Below are 18,083 nucleotides of genomic sequence, written 5' to 3' on the forward strand. Positions count from 1 at the left end.
AGTAGAGATAAATAATATTTACTTGCAGTGATCTGAAAAAGCAACTTGTCGCTACTAGTGATGAACAGATATTTGTGATTTAGGTTGGATAGTTAAATTGGATTACAATTTTCTCGTATGTGAGAAAATTATATATTTGAATAATTTATATGAGTGAAATGCCTAGAAAGACATATCAGGGAGCATCCAATGACAAGGGGCGATCAATCCAAAAACTTATTGATGCTGTAGGAACGATTATTAAGACAAAAGGATACACAGGATTAACGGCAACCAACATTTCCCGTGCTGCTGGTTTAAACAGGAAGCTGATTACGCTTTATTTTGGTACCGTTGAAAACCTGATTGAAACCTATGTACGCGGCAAAGATTATTGGTTGGCTGCGTCGGGAAAGGCGGCTGAGCTGATTAAAGCCAGCAAAGGGGAAAACACAAAAGATATATTGGAAAGTCTATTGCATAACCAGATGGAACATATTTTCAATGATCAGGAAATGCAGAAAATAATCCTGTGGCAGATCAGCGAAAGTACCAAAATAATGAAAGAGGTTTCTGAGGAAAGAGAACTGCTTAGCCAGCAGTTTTTTGCCCTGTCCGATCCGGAACTGCAGGGAAAAAATATAGATCTCAGAGCGGTAACGGCATTGTTGGTTGCAGGTATTTACTATTTGGTACTCCATTCCAAATCAACCGATACACGGGTCTGTGAAATAGACCTCAATACCCCTGACGGAATGTCCAGGATTAAAAATGCAATCAGCCTGATATTAGAAAATACCTATCAAGAGAAATTACTACACAAATAAAAGAAATGTCAAAAACAAAAGCTTACCAAATGACAACCGGAAGAAAAAAGTATTTAAGTGTATAACGGTTGTAGCGAATGATTCGCAGTTTCCGTTTTCCAGTTAACCAAAGAATATAAATTTCTAAATACCAATTATGATGAAAAAGTCAATCAAATATTTATTAAGCGTAACTGCCATTCTGATACTTTCAGCCTGCATGAAACAACCAGAGGATGAAATTATTGGTTGTGATCCTGTGATCTCAGTAGCAGGCTTTCAGCTGGTAGACAAAACTTCAGGTGCAGATTTATTCTTGGAAAGTACTCCGATATATAGGCCTGCCGATCTCAGGATTTACCCTGTCAACTATAAAAATGAAACAGATACCTTAGCGTTAAGATCCATCGTTTCAGGGACGCGACAGGTTTTTGTGTTTGAACTTAAACAAGCCAAAGTTAAAGACACGGTATTGTTAAAGATTGCAGACACGCGAATGGATACCTTGGCATTTACAGTCAAAATGCCGTCTAATCCTTGTTTACGTTCTACCGTTGACCAGGCCTGGTTTAATGGCAATCAGATCATTCGGGACACAGACTTACTTATCTTAAAAAAGTGAGGAATATCAGACATCAAGCCTTCCAAAAGGCTGATTATAAAACACTGAAACACATCAATTACAAAATAGAAAACCGATTTGAAATTCAGAACAGACATGAAACTTTTACCTTACTCTTCATTTCCTTATTTACGTTTAATATTAATTTTTAGCTTCTTTTCACTCATCACTGTATCCTGTAAAAAAGAAAAGCAGGTGGAAATCAAAGAACTGAAATTTCCGCAATCCACCTATTATGTACCAGAAGGATCAGAAATAGAATTATATATCCAGGATGGGAACCGAAAGTATACTGTGAATGCGGGCGATGGGAGTCTGATAGAGACTACTATTTTAGCTACGGAATGGCCTGCTGGATATATTCACCTCAAAGGATTAAAAAAAGGGAGTACGGAACTGACTGTTACCGATGAAGTCACCGGGCAGAAAGCTCATTTGGATATCCATGTGGTAGATCCCTTTTTTGTGATGAAAGTTACTGATCTAATCCCTGGAATACTGGGATCACCTTTAAGTAATGTTAAATCCATCAGAGATAAATTGAAGACTGACCCTAAATATAACTCGGATTTTTTTAAAAATGGTGAAATTGTGATACTGCGCCGCAGTACAGATGAGCAATTTTTGGTTTTCAGGAATGAAGCAGAATTAGAAAGGGGTGTGATTTATAAATCAGGAAACTACAATCTGGATCTTACTGGCAACAGTTCCAGCAAATTGACATTTACCTTTGATGAAAGCAATAAAACAATCGAATTCCTGATCCATCCTGAAACCACAAGTTATTCGATATTGCTTGATTTCTCAAAAAATAAGCTTGCTGGTCCTGGACAATTCAATCCTCAAAATCCTTATCCCTATGTTTATCTTACTAAGGATTTCACCAAGGAGTTTCAGTTAGTCGATGCCGATCTTGAACGTGTTGAATTAAGTCAGGGCATGTTTACCTATCCATATTTTCTTCCAATGAAATTCGCTGAGGGCATTTTGAAATAGCATAGGTGAATGTTGACTAGCATAAAGAGGCATAATGCTATTTTTTTCTTGTCGAATCAGGCATAGTAAATAACAATTTATTGAAAGGCAGTTTTCCTGTAGCAGGTAACTCCTTTTGTATTTCGAGTTCCTCAGGCGCTGGCTTAACGAGCATGTTTTTGCGAATGCAGAATGTCCGCTAAATAAAGTAAATTGGAACTCTCTTGGTTGATTACGTTAATTACCAGCGACATTAAATTCTTTAAATGACCTAGCTAAATTTTTATACTGTTATTTTTGAAGAATGTATCAAATCGTTTTCGAATGATTTACTAAGGTTCTTCCAACAACTTTTGAGCTATATGTAAAGTCTCAGCATCCATTGCGATGCATTTCAGCGTACTGATCTCATTTTGGATCAGGATGACTGATTTTAATTCTTTTCCTATCCATAATTTAACGGGATAGGAGAAAGGGTTAAAAAACTGGTTCCAGTGCTTTTTTATGGGAACATACATCGCATATCCCTCAAGACGAAATTCGAGTTTGCTGTCAGTATTTTCTGTTATCCAATGCGCATATTCGGTGAGGAGCAGTGTAGTCAAACTGAATTCATAGGATTCCCATTGTGCTTTGATTTTAATGTATACCATAGAATCATCAGCGAATAGGTGATCTTTGCTGACCATAAATAAATCTACAGGCCGGTTGTTGAGGATGAATTCGATGCTTGATTCGCTTTCTTCCCAGTGGGCAAGAAATGGATAGACGTTATCATTAGGGGATGCTACAAATGGAGAGAGTACCTCAAAATAATTCTGCTCAACTTCTTGGTTAGCTAAAGGTTCTTTGGGGAAGAGCGTCTGGTGTAAGGTTTGTAGCTTTTCTTTAAATTCGGGAATGGTCATAATTGTTGTTTATTCTTTTACACGCTTAAAAATCCTTTGTTGCTGCTGGTCATGATCTGATTTTATCCTATTCCCTTTTTCATCCCATTGAACAGGTAACGACTTGAAGTACAGTTTTCCTTTGATGATCTCCATTTCTATATAGTCGTTTTGATTTCTGACTGCTGGAAAGACAAGCAGGTTTCCTTTCAATTGAACTTTAAATGTTTTCGAGGGAGCGACACCTGTACCAATATCGGTAAACAGGGCATAGGGTTTCCCAGGCTCAAAATGTATCTTGATAGTTAAGGTAAAATATTTTTCCTTGTATTGCCAGGTTCCTTCAAAGGCTGATCTGATGTTTTCCGGGATTGGGCGTGTTTGTGCAATAGCGACTTTGGCTAACAGCACCATCAAAACTATAACAAGTTGTTTCATTATTATATAGCTAATTTGTCAATAAATGTCTCAAATCCCATTCTTTCCTGTTATGCCCGGCATCTATTCCACCACCAATCGTATGTATCACATCACGGGCAGAAATGCTGTGATAATTTTTAATGTCAAATGAAGCATGATTTGCTACTAGTAAATTAATGATTTTCAATTGTTTTTCTTCACCGCGATAATTCATTACTGCAGTCCATAAAGGTGTATTTCCATTTATTTCCTGAATGTCAATTTGGGCTTCTCTTTTCAACAGGTGTTCAACTATTTTATAATTCTGCATTGCCACAGCTTTATGAAGTGCGGAAAGTTCATTTCCTCGTTTATTTTTTTGGTGATTGATTGCTATTCCACAATTTAACAGGAAGTCAATCAGGTCTTGGGGTTGATATTTGTTATCATAACCATAGCCCGCATAGGCAATTAGCAGATTATTTTTATCGTAATTGTCAGTTTTACAAAAATCAATACCACTTGATTTGAAGTTTTCCAAACTCATAATGTCGTTTTCGTATATAAGTTTTATTAGGTCAGTAAATTCCATAGTTAAACTTTATGTTTGCGGTTCTTATTAATTAAACCTGTTTTATTGTCAATCTCTTATTAAATATCCATTCTGGAAAGCCCTTCTTTTAGTCTTTTGATGAGTTCGGGTGTTTCAAGACACTCCAAAGGACTCAGGCCATCAAGAGCTGGAACTTTGCGGTGTATCCATTGCAGGCTCTCTTCTCCTAATCTTGCGTACATCACTTTGGCTATATCGGTATGGTTCTTCAATGTTTGTTCCAAAAGTTTTTGGCTTTCTGAATTCGTCCAATAAGTTTCCGTTGCCCAATTTACCAATGTATCCCAAGCCTGGCTTCCGTTGCTGTCAAAGTATTGTTCAAGTCTGTTCATAGTCTGATAGGTTATGGTTTATATGCTTCAAATAATAAAAACTTATTATTTGAAGGGTCTTTAAGTGCTATACTTTTACCCAGTGGATATTCAAAGACTGTTGTACTTAATAAGCGCCCTGTAGTTTCAAATTCTTTTTGCTTTAACTTATCAAATGTAGCAGTACAGTTGGCTACTTCCAGTTCAAACAAGTATTCATCTGTGTCAGTAACCGTACCTGTTGTCAACAAAAGTATAAAGCTGGAATTGTCTTTGGCAATTAATGAAATGGTTTCCATACCGTAATCCTGGTAAAACTCAAAAAGCTTCAGTTCTTTACAATAAAACATTTCCGAATCTTTTATGGAGCTGGTTTTTAATCTCACAATTACTTTGTTCATAATTTAGCAATAGGTTAGGGGTGACTAATAATCATCTATTAAAACAACAGAAGGACTGTAAAATTCCTTGTAATATTTCTCGATCAAACCAGTTACTCTTGTTCGTTCTTTCTGACTCATTTTTTTGCCGGTACTGTCCCACTGTTTTATTGACCTTGTAAAGATAGCACCATGTGCTGCGTTAATGGTACAGATCAGTCCCTTTTCGTTTTCCATAAATAGTAGATTATCACCTCTAAATAGCACACATATGCCATATCGGTTGCCTGCATGGTCAGTAACCCGATGTACATTTTTACTGTTCATTTGATCTTCTAAAAAACTTCCCATATTATTGAATTAGTTTGGTTGTTGTGATGATTTTGCCCGATTTATGTTAAACGTATTTTTTAGTGTATCCTCCATTAATTTCCTGGCAGAGCCCATGCCATGATGATCTACGTCATTTGCTAAGAACAGCAGGTCTTTCAGATGCTTTGCGACAGCTATTTTATGTTGAAATCCTTTTTCCACGCAATCTCTTAACGACTGTATCCAGTCCCTGCTATCTGGACCCAGATCCAATAGAATGTGCAGGATAATATTATCCCTGAAATCTGTATCATTATCACAGTTGGTTAATAAGGTGAGATGGTCTTTAAGGGTCACTGTCTGCTGGATTTGATGGAGAACATCTTTTCGATATGCTTCGGGGATGAGGGGGAATTCCTGAACCAATAACCGGGTACAATCGATGATAACCGATTTGTTTCGCTGAAAAAAGACTTCATATTTTTGCATGGCAAGCTTCCGCCAGTCTGGATCATTGAGGTCAATTTTCTCATCCAAAATCCACCGGTCGGTATTTAGCCTCTCATCGGTTTCATGGATAGTATTCATTAATCTTTTATATTGTTCATTTTCTTCGGGTACCATTATTCAATGTTTAGATTAATTTTTTTTTAAAAACGCTTGTTTCACGACAATAATGAAGTGGAAACAAGCGCTAAAGACTTTGAAGCTGATATTAAGCAATAGCTAACAGATCCCACAACCAAGTTAAAAACTGTACTGCACCTTAAAAACCGATGAAGTAAGATAAAATAAAACCTTACACCGCTTTAGAATTTTATATAACGGTGTTTAATTTTCTAAAACTCGCTCCGTAAACATTAATCATTTTTTGTTCTTTTTCTAGCTTTTCAAAAAAGTTCAAGATGTCACTAAACGGATTTTTGAAATATTTTGCCAAATGTTTCAAATTATCTGTCGTTTCGAGGAAATTATAGAAGAAATAAGGATCAAGGTTAGCAATACTTTCTTTGTCTCCAAGTGAAACCTCAAGAACTTGTCCTGTTGTCAAATTCTTAAACAAACAATGTTCGCCGTGAACATCAAACCACCAATTGTTAGATAGGTTTTCTTGTCCATTCAATAAATCTGCATTTTGTATTTCGAAATAATGTCCTGCTTGAATTTTTGCTTTTTCAGGTTGGTCTGTTTCGGTAATTAACTTGTCAATAAGCAATTGAGCAATGGTTTTGTAGTTGTCCATAGCTTTTAATAATTCTTGCTCAATGTCGTTAGTGAGTTCTGTCATAAAATTACTGCCAACAATTTGGCTATATCTGTTTGGTTATCTAATGTTTGTTCCAGAATTTTCTGGCTTTAAGAATTAGTCCAGTAGGTTTCTGTCGACCAATTTACCAGATCGTTCAAAGCCTGGCTACCGCTATCATCAAAATATTGTTCAGATCTGTTCTTTGTAATATAGTAATTCATCTCCTTTTTATTTTCTTTAAGCCATTTTAGAAAAACCACGGTATCCACCTTACTCAATCTTACTGGCGTTTCACAAGAATCTAAGTAGGCTTCCATATAATACTCATCTTGCCATAATAGCAAGATATTACTACCATCATTTCCAATAATTATCTGAAAAGTTTCCTCAGAAGTAATGGCGCTAAGAAAATTCTTCTCTCTTTTTAAATAATCTGAGTTTTGAATATTTTGCTTTTTCATCAGTATATAATTTGATTTTTTAATGGTTATGAAGCTTGCAAAGCTTATTCATTATGTTTTAAGCGGTAAGCTTATGCAGGTTTCATTTCAATGCATATGCTTAATTAGTGATGAACCTTAAATATTCCTATATTATAGGTTTATGTTTCCAGATCGGGGAATTCAACCATTTTGTATCGATCTTCATAAATCGAAATATCTAGTTGAACTTTTGACTGTAATTGTATTAACAATTCTGATTGAAAAGCAACTTCCTTTTCTAATAATTGATTCCAATACTCCGGTTCCTCTGAGAAATTTTCGTAATGGTCCAGCGTGTCTATCATACCAAGAAACAGCGCAACTACGCTTGCCTTTTTTTTGTTGTCAGCCACAGCATTATCAAAAGCATCCAATATGAAAATTGATATCTGTTCCAGTTCTTCATAGTCATCCGCATATTCGTCTACTTCAGCAGTGCTTTTTTCCATAATTTCCTGATAGTTGGTTGTTGATTCATTAATAATATCGTCTATCAGCTTTTCTTTGTCAATAGGAGATTTTATATTCTGCTCGATCACCATTTGCCATCGAGGTAATTTAAAATAGAAAACCAGCGCCATTAGCTTTAATTGCTTGACTTGTTCTACGGAGAGATTATTAAAGCCCTTTTGTAAGCTTTCCGTGTGTTTTTTAATGTGTTTTACGATATCTATCATTTTTGTTTTTTTTAAAAGAATTATAACGAATAGTTTCTAGCAGGGAAGCCACCAGTGCATAAAAGATACTTTCTCATCCCTGAAAAATATTTTGATATGCCCGTCAGAAATTCCCTCGCTATCCTCTCTTAATTGAATAACCCACAGTTTTCCTTCTTTGTCCATACCCAGCCTCCCGCTTACAGCGGTTGGAAACAATTGTTTGAAATCATTCATGGTCGTATTGGCATCTATCCGGATACCTTTATAGGTGATAAAATTTCCGCTTTGAAACCGAAATTCAGCAACAGCCACACTGTCCTTACTGGTTTCAAAGCAGGAACCATCTTTGTACAGGTATTTATCATCTGGGGCTTCGGTGCCAAAGATGGTAACACATGGCGTTTCATCTTTCAGCAACTGTATGCTGTCGGGTTTCCCAAATACTTTTTTAAACTCAGCCATGGTAAAAAAGCGTTTCAGCTTACCATTAAATCTGATATCTGCTTCCTGCATCACATCTCTTTGTTCATAACCTGTTCCAGGTTTGGCAATAGCTGTTTGAGTGCCACACAATGTATATAGATCATGCTTTTGCAAAAGGGTGGTATCATATTGTAAAACCAATGGTTTATCGGGGTCATTGGTAATGTCTGTCAAGCGCTTGGTTTGCCTGTTGAGTTCTAACCAGCCTACGGCATTTTCAGTTAGCTTTTTATGGGCCGGATCGTCCGAAATATCACTGAGTACATACAATTTAATTCTTGCTTTTTCAGCAGTCAGGTATTCAAGACGGACTTTTACAAGGGTATCGCTAAAATATTTCAGTGCAACTGCATTGCTGGATTTTACGATGGCTGACAGGAGCCCGTCGCAGGACATTTCTTTGTTATCCCTGGTCATAGTTTTATTTGTTGTGTCAGATGTACTTGTTGGTTGCGATTTATGACCAGAAGGTCTCTGGCATGAAAGCAACAGCAATACCATAAATAAGGTTGAAATTCTTAACATATAATAGGAGTTATGGGGTCATTCTTTTAAAATTTCACTTATACCAAAAAATCTTGCCTGGTTCTGGTAAGGAGAAGTTACCAAACATTCAAAATACCATCATTGGGAGAAATTGGGAAGATTTCTTTTACCTGGTTTTCATGCGAACCAAACTTGCCTAACCAGCCTACAACTACATTTCCCTTAAAATAAATGTTAGCTATATCAGAAAAAAAGATCGGAAAATTTTCTATATAGCTTTTAAAGTACAATTCGTTTAAAGTCTCAACAAAGATTCTTCTTAAGTATAAATCAACTTGTACTCCAAATTTAGAATTAAATTTTTGCTGTATTTTATCAATATCAAGTTTATTATTTGATATATACGCTTTAACAATGGTGTCGGTTAACTTATTCCATGTATTCTCAATTTCATTCTTATGATTTAATGAGAGGAAAAGTTGCTTGCGGCGACCGGCTTCAATTAGCAAATTGTCTAAAGTTACAAAACCGCTAACATCCCTTTTATATGCAAGTTTCTTTTCAGCTTCGTCTATAGTATGTACTAATTCTATTCTATATTGTGTATCGAAAGCTGAGCTGACACCACAGTTTTCAAACCAATTATTTCCAATCATTTTTTCAGCAATGCTCTTCATTTCCGGTGTCAAGATGATCTTTTGTCCAAATAAATTATCTAAAAATCCCATATTTAAATTTAATTGATGGTGTGCTAATCTTCTAACATTAACACGGACTACTTTATCCCCGATGTCGCGGATTTGTATTTTGTAGGAACTACACACCTGCGCAATCGGGATTTGGGATGCTCTAACGGAACATTGCGAACAGCTAATTGGTGATAACACCAGCAACGGCGAAAGACACGCACCACTATGAAAATTATGTGGATTGCCCAAAATATAATCCACAAGATTTATTAATTTGTATATTTTTTTCGATAAAAATATACCCTATGGCATCTGCCAAAAAAAGTATATTTTTATACCCGCTTGGGAAATTGCCTCCATAGAATTGCATAAAAAAATCAAATTCTTCAAAAGCTAGTTCTTCCTGTAAAAACTTGGGTTCTCCTCCCAAAAAAGTTTCTTTATCTGTACCATCAGCAACTGTAATTTCGTAAGCTGGTATTTCGTACTTTGAGAGGTTTATGGAATCATTTTCCTTTCTATGAAAAATAATTTTTGTATTTTCTTTTATAATATCTAATTCATCTGCATCATCAACATTATAAATAACCTTATCTAAAAAATAATCTCCTTTTTCTTTACTGTATGTACTAAAAATGGAAAAAAAAGTATTTTTCTCTAAATCAATTTTCAAGACTTTAGATACAATCTCTGATGGTAGACTCAATATTAATGTCATAGGATTCTCTGAACCGTCTTTTGGCCAATAATCACTAGAAATAAATGATTTGCCTCCAATTCTTGGTAAAAGTGAGTTGCTCTCACTTGTTTTATTGAATTCAATATATTCCATAATATTATTGCTTTTTGCTTTTAGTTGTTTATAAAATTCCCGGATGTCGTAGATTTGCCTTCCGTGGCTTTATCTATTAAAAGTCCGCACTATCGGATATTCTTAAGTTCTTGTACATTATTGTTCAGCTCGACACTGTTTAATATTCCCAATTCTTTTGCTGTATGTTTTAATTTATCAAGTTTCATAGGCTGTTTTTTTTTTGAAATTCACACCATAAACATTAACCATTTTTTGTTCTTTTTCTAGTTTCTCAAAAAAGTTCAATGTGTCACTAAACGGATTTTTGAAATATTTTGTCAAATGTTTCAAATTGGCTGTTGTTTCGAGGAAATTATAGAAAAAATAAGGGTCAAGGTTAACAATACTTTCTTTGTCTCCAAGTGAAACCTCAAGAATTTGTCCTGTTGTCAAATTCTTAAACATACAATGTTCACCGTGAACATCAAACCACCAAGTGTCAGATAGATTTTCTTGTCTATTCAATAAATCTGCATTTTGTATCTCATAATAATGTCCTACTTCAATTTCAGCTTTTTCAGGTTCGTCTGTTTCAGCAATTAACTTGTCTATAAGCAATTGAGCAATGGTTTTGTAGTTGTCCATAGCTTTCAATAATTCTAGTTCAATGTCGTTAGTGAGTTCTGTCATAAAATTAGTTTTTCATTTTTTCAAACTTCCCGGTTTTGTCTAAAACGTAGGTTTCGTCTTTAAAAATTGGCTTTTCTGCATTCATCCAATTTGAACTGGTTACCACTATTTTGTCTTTCTCTATTTTGCTCGTTTTCCCGAATGCGGATTCCGCAATTTCATCGTAGGCAATTTCCAGTTTATCAATTATTTTGTCGTTCTTGTCTACAGTAAGCAATATTGTGAACAGTTCGTTTTCACCGCCCTTATAAGTAAGCACAACCGAGGTAAAGTTTTCGGAGAAAGGTATTTTGTAGTTTAACCTGAAATTTGTTGCATCCTTACGTCTGGGGTCGAACTTGATCCTTTTCAGAAAACCCTTGTCACGCATCCCAAATTTTTCAAAATTGTCGAAAGTGGTACTGTCTGTTATTGGAAGATTCCGTTCAATAAGACTTCCCGGTAAGTTTGTCTCAACATTGGAAATTTCTTTGTCTGTTTGTGTATGACTACTGTCTTTCGCAGTGCCTGTCGTTGTTAGTGATGTTTTTGTAGTTTCCTTTTCATTCTGGCTGTTGCAGGCCGTGAAAAGAAATATGGTTATCAAAATTAATATGGATCGTGTGTTCATCTTATCGAATTAAATAAGGGTTGTATTATCTATTTTATTTGAAGTATTCCCAACTTCCCATTATAGAAATAATTTCCGTTTTCTGTAATTAAGTAACACTCGGATGTAGACTTAAACTTCTTTCCACCAAACTGGTAGTAAAACATTTCGTGCATGGTTCCAAGCCTGCCGGTATTTGTCCATTTGTAAATTATGCTTTCATCAAACTCATTCAGTTTTTTTAATTTTTCATCCATTTTTACATCCGCAATGTTCCTCGCTGCAGTAGTGTCAGCTTTTATTTTTGAGTTGTAATCAGGTGCTAAAAACATGATATCATTGATTATTAGGTCATTATTTTCGTTTATCGACAACGATGATTTTGAATCTAACGTTTCTGAATGATACGTTTTGTCGTTAAATACATTTTTAAGCGCAAAGCTGTTTTTTATGCTCACCTCAGTCGCCGTTTTTTCATTACTGCCTGGATTTTTAGTTTCGGAGTAATTATGATGAGGCATTTGCGTTAGATAGACCGAGTCGCTTAAAAACGTGATGAAAGGAAATAGTGAAACTGAATCTTTTTTCTCGATGAAAATAACCTCTCCGTTTTCAATTAGTTTTTCCAGGGTTAAAACATCAGGATGTTTATCCTTATTGGTACAAGAATGAAAAAGAAAGGCTGTTGCCAAAAGTAAGGTGATTAAATTTCTCATTGTTATTCTATTTTCGAAACTACTTAATGATTAAACATCAAATTCTCTTTAAAATCTTCTTTTTTATCAATGCATATGATTCAAAACTGGATTTCAAATGCGTTTTATATCGGGTACTGGACATGCTGTGAAAGGAATGTTTTTAGTACAATTAAACTGTAAGGATAGGAACAAAGGTCAAATGTGAATCAGGTGCATGCTCAATAGCAACTTTAAAATTTTCTGTACAAAAAATATGTCCTAATTGTGGTGTTCTGAATACATCATTCCCATTCCAGCTGGCCAGATCTAAAGTGATATGGTTATATTCATCAGGAACTTTTTTAGCTTTGTCAATGACTCCTTTTGCTGTGTCTGTTGGAGAAACGATCCAAATTTCATCCATTTCCTTGGCAAGTAGTTCGTCGTGCTTTCCTTTCAATATGAAGTCTTCGGGTTCACCAGATTTAGGCTTATGAGGTATTTGTTCTGCTATTGCCCAATCCTGCCAGTCAAGAGGTATTATTTTTTTCTTTTTACCCTTCGAGAAATTCAGGCCTTTAAGCTCATATTTTTCCAAGGCTTGTTTTACTGAATCAACAACAGCAATATATTTATTATAGGAGTAAGCAGACGGTAAAAATGGCCCTATCCGTTCTATACTTATTTGATCACTTTCTTTGGAAATAAATCCATACAAAAGAATATTTCCGTAATCTCCCCATGGAGCTTTTCTATTTCTTATTAAATAAAAATTCATAGTCAATGATGTTTTGGGTATAAACTTTTTCTTATCCTTTCTTAAAACCGATGCTGTTTATTTTATTATCCTCCAATATTTTTTTGAGCTGCCCGGACACAACAATTTTATTATTTTCTGCCAAACGGACGATATGGTATTGGTAGCCGTATTCCTCCAAAGGACCTGTTTTTAGAACTGTTTTGGAGAATTTATATTTTGTTTCTGTTTTTCCATTTATTGGGCATATCTGTTTTTGTAGATATCAGCAATTACAATGGGCTCATTTTTTTTTATGGTTTGCCCGTCGTTTTGCGTAAATTCAATAGAAGTATTATCGGAGATATATTTATGATTTTCAAATTTTGCAGGAAAATCAAAATCTGTGATACAGTTTATATCCAAATCGTTTTTCTTGCTATCCATTAGTTCTTTGGTGATTTTTTTGAATTCCTGGACAAGGTAACATGCAAACATATCGTACACAATTTTGGCATAATCTACAGGCGAGATATTTTCGTTGAATAGGGTTGAATTACAAGCTATCTGAGTATCCTTATATTCCTTCCTGTTATATTTTGATATACTAAATTTTGAATCATCCGAATGATAAGGGTTTTCCTGGTGGAATTTGTGTATTTCAGGGTTATAAATACCAAAAGCCAAACAAAAATGATGCTTTCCTTTTTGTAAAACCCGATTCGGTTGTAGTATCTCGGTATCTATAAATTGAAAAACATATTCACTAACCCGGTAATCGATTCGGGGCCTTTTGAACAGCAGCTCAATGTCCGGCTCAATGGATAGAGGTTTGTCAAAATCCCAAAGCCTGGAAATATTAATTTCTCTTGTGTTTGTCATTAATCTTGTATCTGTTAGTTATTAAATAATTCCCTGTTACTATCCTCATTTGCATAGCTTTTTATATGCGTGCTCACTTTTTCAAATTCTTCTAAACTGCAACTGAACACTAAATTCTTTTTGTTCTTGAATATAAAAATTAATCTTCCATTGCTATATTCCAATTTGGTGTCTTCTATAACCACCATTCCCTTGAAGAAGTATCGACCACTGATATTGAAATTGATCTTTTCCGAAATAAAATCAATAGATCCGCAGGGCAGGTTATCTTTTTCAATATTTAGCCGAAGGTAGTGCTCCGTTATATTTTCGTGTGATGCGATTTCGGGAATTGTTGTCATATGATCAGTTATTTGTTTTTGGATTCATCAGCTTTTATGGTTCAGCGCCTAATTTTTAAAAACAGCTAAATCATCCTTGTATGCTTTCTTGTACAGTTCAATGATCTTTTCTAATATAAGGGTCCGTTCTTCATCAGAAATCTTCTTCCCGTTGTCCCATCTACGAATAGTCTTGGGATCAATCACAGCATGTCTGGCAGATATTTCACAAATCAAGGCATCATCACCTTTTTGAAAAAAGAGTTCTTCACCTCGGCCTAATATTTTAATCTTATAAGTCATCCCGTCTTGCTCCTCAAGTTCATGGGCTCCTATAATGGTTGATTTTATTTCTTTTACATATTTCATATATCAAAATAGCCTACTTCTACTGTGGCCAGCTCCGGTTTTACTAAGCTGGTTTTGATTACGCTGTCTGTTATTGGTTCCCGATTATTTTTCCATTGGGCAAAACCTCATACGTTTTCGTTTTCTTGACCGGCCGGTTCTCCATCCAGCTGATTTCATCGACTATAATTTTATCTATTGTCAGCAGGCTTTCTTTCCGAAATTGTGATTCTGCAATTTCATCATAGGCGATATCAACCTTACCAAGAATATGATAATCCCTATCATAATTAATAAGTGTAGTAATCAACTCATGTTCGTTGGGATGATAGCTAATGACCACAGATTTAAATTGAGTGGAGAATGGAACGGTATATCTGGAATAAAATCCCATGACTCCACTGTATAGGGTATTTAGTTTTAAAATACCAGCCTCCTGATTTGTCAATTTTCGGGATTCCTTAAAATTATCAAAATTTGTAGAGTCTTTGAAAGGCAGCCCGACTGACTCAATCGAATGGAACAGAGAGTTGGAAGGAACAACTATTGAGGCTCTAACTTTGGTCGCTTTTAACCTGACGATTGTTGTGTCTGTTTCAATAAAGTTGTATTCAGTTGTTTCACCTGCCTGATGCCATACACTTGCAATGGTGTCAGTTTGATATCCATCCTTGATAAATATTAATCTTCCCAGCCAATCCGGACTTCTATCCAATTTAAAATAGCCTTTTTTATCTGTTGTGGTCTGTTTCTCTTTACTGTCTTCTTCAGTTACAATCACACCTTCAATAGGTTTATCGCTCTGGTCTATGACCTTTCCCTGATAAAAATTATTTACCCTCGGTTTACACGAAAGGAGCAAAAATAAGAAGAGGGTATAATGCAGGTTTTTCATTTAGTTTCTGTTCTTTTTATAGTTCATGAGTGATCTTGACTTTATAGTATTCATACACATTGCCTGTCTCTTTGAATTGGATGACCTCTCTAAAGTAAAAGGTATTATCGTCTGTCCAGAATCCCTTTTCAATGATGCAAAGCCATTTATTGAAGTTCTTTTTAAAGGTTTTATCTAGCTCAAATACTTTTTGAAACCAACCATTTTTCTTTTCCTGGATGAAATGATAAAAACATTCCTGTCCTTCAAAGACTCTATTCAATCTGTATTTTCCACTGGGGGAGGTGATTACCAGGTCAGGATTGCCGGCATCATAGGTCTTTTGTCCGGTTTTCAGATCAAAGCTTACATCTGTAGTATGGCCCCCTTCGAGCAATAGTATGTCTTCGCTAGGAAAATAGGCTACAAATGTGCACTCCTCTAATTGATCCTTATTTCCCGAAGATGTTCCGTTGCGGAAATTGATTTTATTCACTAATAAATAGCCATCCAGTTCTTTAAAATCAACCACTCCGGCCAATTGTTTTACTACGAGCTTAAAATCGGTGATTTTCTCAGTTTTTTTATTTGTTTTTTCTTGTTGTATGGCTGACTGGAAAGCCTCTGCATTTATTTTTTCAATTTGTATTTGTGCGGGTTTGGAAGTAAGGACAGTTGTTTCTTCAACTGTTTTTACTGTTATGGTTTCTTTGGATGGATGATCTGTATTGGGTTTTACTTTCTGCTCACAGGAAATGATGAATATAGATATCAAAACAATAGCGGGTATTTTTTTCAGGAACTTGATCTTCATTTTATAGAAATTTTAAAAGGCTGTTCTTTTTTATATCCATCGATTGTACAATTTGTTACCCCCCAGACTTTGCTTTCTTCATCCTCCGGGAATTTTACTTACAGTGGGCACAATTACCTGCTTTTTATCATTTAAATGTGGTGCCCGGTTTATTTTGGTTCTTTTGCAGCTGATTGTTTTCCTTTCTGAAAACACAATCCAGCTACAGCTACTTGATTTGAAGCGATCAAAACACGAGCCATTTTTTGCTCAGGTTCTGCTCATTGCTGGATTCGATTTGAAAAAATGCTGAACCAGGGAGCCCGGTCTTTTAGCTTTTTATAATAGCGGAGGGTGGGTTGCAGACGCTAGTAAGAAATGTACAACAATTTTCTACAGATAGCTTGTCAGATTAACTAAAGAATGAAGGATAGTCAAGGGGCTATCCACTTGTCAATATCCGGCAACTACTAAGGAGCTTCGTCCCATTGAAATAGTTCAAACCACCTCGAAGAAATGAACAGATCATCTAGTAAATAATAGCCAATCCATTCATCCTAGTTCGATCACTACAAGATTTTAAAGATATTGTTCTAAGGAGTTTATTGTAGCTTGAGTGGTCTAAGCAAAGATATATTAAGAGTAAACATCTGCCAGCTGAAATAGTTAGTCTAAATCGTACACTATCTTGAAAGCTGATGGGCTTTATCTGCTTGTTGTGTCTAATTGATGGTTTATGATTTCGGGGCACCATTATTGGAAGGTTATAGGAAAAACCTATGATAGCGATTGATAATGTACAACCCTTAAGCCCTGAAAGTTTATTTGAGCTTTTAAAAACGGAATTTCCTGCTTACGTGAATGAACAGCTTGGTAGCAACCTGGCTGTGGAATTTGCACACGTGGCTGATATTGTGAATATCGGTTTCCCGGAAATTATTGACGGAAATGCTTACACGATTACAGTAGGGGAGAATAGTCTCGAACTTACTGACCATACTACTGGTGGTACTTACAATACCGAGTTGCTTGAACAGCACCTCATGGAGTTTTTGACATTAAAGGCAGGTTAATTACCTGGTTTTTTTTGTTTTATCCAGGCTGGGTTTTATGGCCTTGCCTGGATATGCTGGAAATCAGGCTCCGGCTGTGAAATTCTGAACATCTGTTTCCAGTACCAGCAGATAATAAATTTCTTTATAACGTTCGCTTAAGGATTCCAGTCCTGATAGTAAAACATCTTTAAGGTCATCTTTGTTGACCTACCCGCTTGCGCGGACTCCCAATATATGGTCGGGTAGGTGTTGAATAACGGTCAGCATACTCAGATCTTTTTTACTTTAGTAGCGTTGACGCCTTTCTTTCCGTTTTCAATTTCATAACTTACCCGGTCGTTTTCTCTCACTGGGGCACTAAGCGCGCTGGCGTGTACAAATAATTCCGGATCTCCGTTGCTGGGTATAATGAAGCCAAATCCTTTTGACTCATTAAAAAATTTTACTGTTCCTTCTGGCATGGTGTTTTTATTAAAGATTAGGTGTTCGGTAAACTTTGGTTTGTCCCGTTACGGGGATTACAACAGCAGGAATTGAGTATTTGTTTAATAAGACATTAAAATAATTTTTGTGAAACAATCTGTTTAACAATGTGTTGAATTTACGTTGACTTTAAACCTCTGGGAGGGACCAAGCGTATTTTACCGGTTGGGAAAGCAACAGATGCGTGGAAATAGTTTTACAATTCAATCAATAGATCATGAAGAATATAGCTGAAGAATTGCCGGAAGATCCGGATCAGTCGGCGATCATTAATAAAGACGCTGAGTTTGAAAATAGTGCTGTAGATCCTGGATTTGTGTCAGGGAAAAAGCAGGAAGATAGTGATAATGCTGTTGATCAGCGGCAAGATGATCAATCAGCTGATATGCAGGATGAGCAAGGCACTGAGCGAGGAGCTGAGGGACTTGGAGAACTGGATGGAACGAATCCTGGTTCTAATCATCATCCTATGGATAGTTAAACTTAAAAAAGATGGACATGGCTGTCAAAG

General features: G+C 35.7%; 28 protein-coding genes. 5 read left to right on the forward strand and 23 right to left on the reverse strand.

Annotated elements, in window-relative coordinates:
* Nucleotides 1-158: 158 nt before the first annotated feature.
* The 3 genes from WC623_RS21310 to WC623_RS21320 all read left to right on the forward strand — a co-directional run bounded on the left by WC623_RS21310 (nucleotide 159) and on the right by WC623_RS21320 (nucleotide 2,403).
* Complete coding sequence (locus tag WC623_RS21310; protein ID WP_372854927.1) at nucleotides 159-806, forward strand: TetR/AcrR family transcriptional regulator; 648 nt, start codon at nucleotides 159-161, stop codon at nucleotides 804-806.
* A 136-nt stretch (nucleotides 807-942) separates the two neighbouring features.
* Complete coding sequence (locus WC623_RS21315; protein WP_372854929.1) at nucleotides 943-1,407, forward strand: hypothetical protein; 465 nt, start codon at nucleotides 943-945, stop codon at nucleotides 1,405-1,407.
* 96 nt (nucleotides 1,408-1,503) lie between these two features.
* On the forward strand, nucleotides 1,504-2,403 hold the full coding sequence (locus WC623_RS21320) for a hypothetical protein (protein WP_372854931.1): 900 nt from the start codon (nucleotides 1,504-1,506) through the stop codon (nucleotides 2,401-2,403).
* A 311-nt stretch (nucleotides 2,404-2,714) separates the two neighbouring features.
* Here WC623_RS21320 and WC623_RS21325 read toward each other — a convergent pair whose 3' ends face one another.
* The 22 genes from WC623_RS21325 to WC623_RS21430 form a co-directional block, all read right to left on the reverse strand.
* Entirely contained in the window at nucleotides 2,715-3,290 is a 576-nt protein-coding gene (locus tag WC623_RS21325; protein WP_372854933.1) for a hypothetical protein, read from the reverse strand.
* Between the two features lie 9 nt (nucleotides 3,291-3,299).
* Entirely contained in the window at nucleotides 3,300-3,707 is a 408-nt protein-coding gene (locus tag WC623_RS21330) for a DUF6705 family protein (protein ID WP_372854935.1), read from the reverse strand.
* Nucleotides 3,708-3,717: 10 nt separating this feature from the next.
* On the reverse strand, nucleotides 3,718-4,260 hold the full coding sequence (locus tag WC623_RS21335; protein WP_372854937.1) for an ankyrin repeat domain-containing protein: 543 nt from the start codon (nucleotides 4,258-4,260) through the stop codon (nucleotides 3,718-3,720).
* 59 nt (nucleotides 4,261-4,319) lie between these two features.
* Entirely contained in the window at nucleotides 4,320-4,613 is a 294-nt protein-coding gene (locus WC623_RS21340; protein ID WP_372854939.1) for a hypothetical protein, read from the reverse strand.
* An 11-nt stretch (nucleotides 4,614-4,624) separates the two neighbouring features.
* The gene (locus WC623_RS21345; protein ID WP_372854941.1) at nucleotides 4,625-4,993 is read right to left on the reverse strand and encodes a hypothetical protein; all 369 of its coding nucleotides are present in this window, start codon (nucleotides 4,991-4,993) and stop codon (nucleotides 4,625-4,627) included.
* A 24-nt stretch (nucleotides 4,994-5,017) separates the two neighbouring features.
* A complete protein-coding gene (locus tag WC623_RS21350) occupies nucleotides 5,018-5,323 on the reverse strand; it encodes a hypothetical protein (protein ID WP_372854943.1) in 306 nt (101 codons plus the stop codon).
* Nucleotides 5,324-5,332: 9 nt separating this feature from the next.
* A complete protein-coding gene (locus WC623_RS21355; RefSeq protein WP_372854945.1) occupies nucleotides 5,333-5,908 on the reverse strand; it encodes a hypothetical protein in 576 nt (191 codons plus the stop codon).
* Nucleotides 5,909-6,101: 193 nt separating this feature from the next.
* Nucleotides 6,102-6,572, reverse strand: coding sequence for a hypothetical protein (locus WC623_RS21360; RefSeq protein WP_372854947.1), 471 nt, complete (start codon nucleotides 6,570-6,572; stop codon nucleotides 6,102-6,104).
* 68 nt (nucleotides 6,573-6,640) lie between these two features.
* Nucleotides 6,641-6,994 (reverse strand): hypothetical protein, encoded by a 354-nt coding sequence (locus WC623_RS21365; RefSeq protein ID WP_372854949.1) that lies wholly within the window; start codon nucleotides 6,992-6,994, stop codon nucleotides 6,641-6,643.
* Nucleotides 6,995-7,134: 140 nt separating this feature from the next.
* Complete coding sequence (locus tag WC623_RS21370) at nucleotides 7,135-7,692, reverse strand: hypothetical protein (protein WP_372854951.1); 558 nt, start codon at nucleotides 7,690-7,692, stop codon at nucleotides 7,135-7,137.
* A 36-nt stretch (nucleotides 7,693-7,728) separates the two neighbouring features.
* Nucleotides 7,729-8,682: a hypothetical protein gene (locus WC623_RS21375; RefSeq protein ID WP_372854953.1), complete on the reverse strand. Its 954-nt coding sequence runs from the start codon at nucleotides 8,680-8,682 to the stop codon at nucleotides 7,729-7,731.
* A 77-nt stretch (nucleotides 8,683-8,759) separates the two neighbouring features.
* Nucleotides 8,760-9,593 carry a hypothetical protein gene (locus WC623_RS21380; RefSeq protein WP_372854955.1) on the reverse strand — a complete coding sequence of 278 codons (834 nt, stop codon included), beginning with the start codon at nucleotides 9,591-9,593 and terminating at the stop codon, nucleotides 8,760-8,762.
* The gene (locus tag WC623_RS21385; protein WP_372854957.1) at nucleotides 9,565-10,164 is read right to left on the reverse strand and encodes a hypothetical protein; all 600 of its coding nucleotides are present in this window, start codon (nucleotides 10,162-10,164) and stop codon (nucleotides 9,565-9,567) included. The genes WC623_RS21380 and WC623_RS21385 overlap by 29 nt, the downstream gene beginning before the upstream one ends.
* 177 nt (nucleotides 10,165-10,341) lie before the next feature.
* Nucleotides 10,342-10,815 (reverse strand): hypothetical protein, encoded by a 474-nt coding sequence (locus WC623_RS21390; protein ID WP_372854959.1) that lies wholly within the window; start codon nucleotides 10,813-10,815, stop codon nucleotides 10,342-10,344.
* A 4-nt stretch (nucleotides 10,816-10,819) separates the two neighbouring features.
* Nucleotides 10,820-11,425 carry a hypothetical protein gene (locus WC623_RS21395; RefSeq protein WP_372854961.1) on the reverse strand — a complete coding sequence of 202 codons (606 nt, stop codon included), beginning with the start codon at nucleotides 11,423-11,425 and terminating at the stop codon, nucleotides 10,820-10,822.
* 29 nt (nucleotides 11,426-11,454) lie between these two features.
* On the reverse strand, nucleotides 11,455-12,120 hold the full coding sequence (locus WC623_RS21400) for a hypothetical protein (RefSeq protein WP_372854962.1): 666 nt from the start codon (nucleotides 12,118-12,120) through the stop codon (nucleotides 11,455-11,457).
* A gap of 151 nt (nucleotides 12,121-12,271) precedes the next feature.
* Nucleotides 12,272-12,859: a hypothetical protein gene (locus WC623_RS21405; protein ID WP_372854964.1), complete on the reverse strand. Its 588-nt coding sequence runs from the start codon at nucleotides 12,857-12,859 to the stop codon at nucleotides 12,272-12,274.
* Nucleotides 12,860-13,075: 216 nt separating this feature from the next.
* Nucleotides 13,076-13,699, reverse strand: a complete 624-nt coding sequence (locus tag WC623_RS21410) for a hypothetical protein (RefSeq protein ID WP_372854966.1) — start codon at nucleotides 13,697-13,699, stop codon at nucleotides 13,076-13,078.
* 14 nt (nucleotides 13,700-13,713) lie between these two features.
* Nucleotides 13,714-14,040, reverse strand: a complete 327-nt coding sequence (locus WC623_RS21415) for a hypothetical protein (protein WP_372854968.1) — start codon at nucleotides 14,038-14,040, stop codon at nucleotides 13,714-13,716.
* A 48-nt stretch (nucleotides 14,041-14,088) separates the two neighbouring features.
* Nucleotides 14,089-14,388 (reverse strand): hypothetical protein, encoded by a 300-nt coding sequence (locus WC623_RS21420; RefSeq protein WP_372854970.1) that lies wholly within the window; start codon nucleotides 14,386-14,388, stop codon nucleotides 14,089-14,091.
* 70 nt (nucleotides 14,389-14,458) lie between these two features.
* On the reverse strand, nucleotides 14,459-15,262 hold the full coding sequence (locus tag WC623_RS21425) for a carboxypeptidase-like regulatory domain-containing protein (protein WP_372854972.1): 804 nt from the start codon (nucleotides 15,260-15,262) through the stop codon (nucleotides 14,459-14,461).
* A gap of 16 nt (nucleotides 15,263-15,278) precedes the next feature.
* Complete coding sequence (locus WC623_RS21430) at nucleotides 15,279-16,055, reverse strand: hypothetical protein (RefSeq protein WP_372854974.1); 777 nt, start codon at nucleotides 16,053-16,055, stop codon at nucleotides 15,279-15,281.
* A 758-nt stretch (nucleotides 16,056-16,813) separates the two neighbouring features.
* On the opposite strand from WC623_RS21430, the gene WC623_RS21435 reads away from it, so the two are divergent.
* The gene (locus tag WC623_RS21435; protein ID WP_372854976.1) at nucleotides 16,814-17,107 is read left to right on the forward strand and encodes a hypothetical protein; all 294 of its coding nucleotides are present in this window, start codon (nucleotides 16,814-16,816) and stop codon (nucleotides 17,105-17,107) included.
* A gap of 251 nt (nucleotides 17,108-17,358) precedes the next feature.
* On the opposite strand, the gene WC623_RS21440 is transcribed toward WC623_RS21435, so the two are convergent.
* Nucleotides 17,359-17,550 (reverse strand): cold-shock protein, encoded by a 192-nt coding sequence (locus WC623_RS21440; protein ID WP_372854978.1) that lies wholly within the window; start codon nucleotides 17,548-17,550, stop codon nucleotides 17,359-17,361.
* A 239-nt stretch (nucleotides 17,551-17,789) separates the two neighbouring features.
* Between WC623_RS21440 and WC623_RS21445 the strand changes: the two genes are divergently transcribed.
* Entirely contained in the window at nucleotides 17,790-18,053 is a 264-nt protein-coding gene (locus WC623_RS21445) for a hypothetical protein (RefSeq protein WP_372854980.1), read from the forward strand.
* Nucleotides 18,054-18,083: the final 30 nt, after the last annotated feature.

Origin of the sequence: Pedobacter sp. (genome assembly GCF_041645105.1) — a bacterium.
Classification (GTDB): domain Bacteria; phylum Bacteroidota; class Bacteroidia; order Sphingobacteriales; family Sphingobacteriaceae; genus Pedobacter.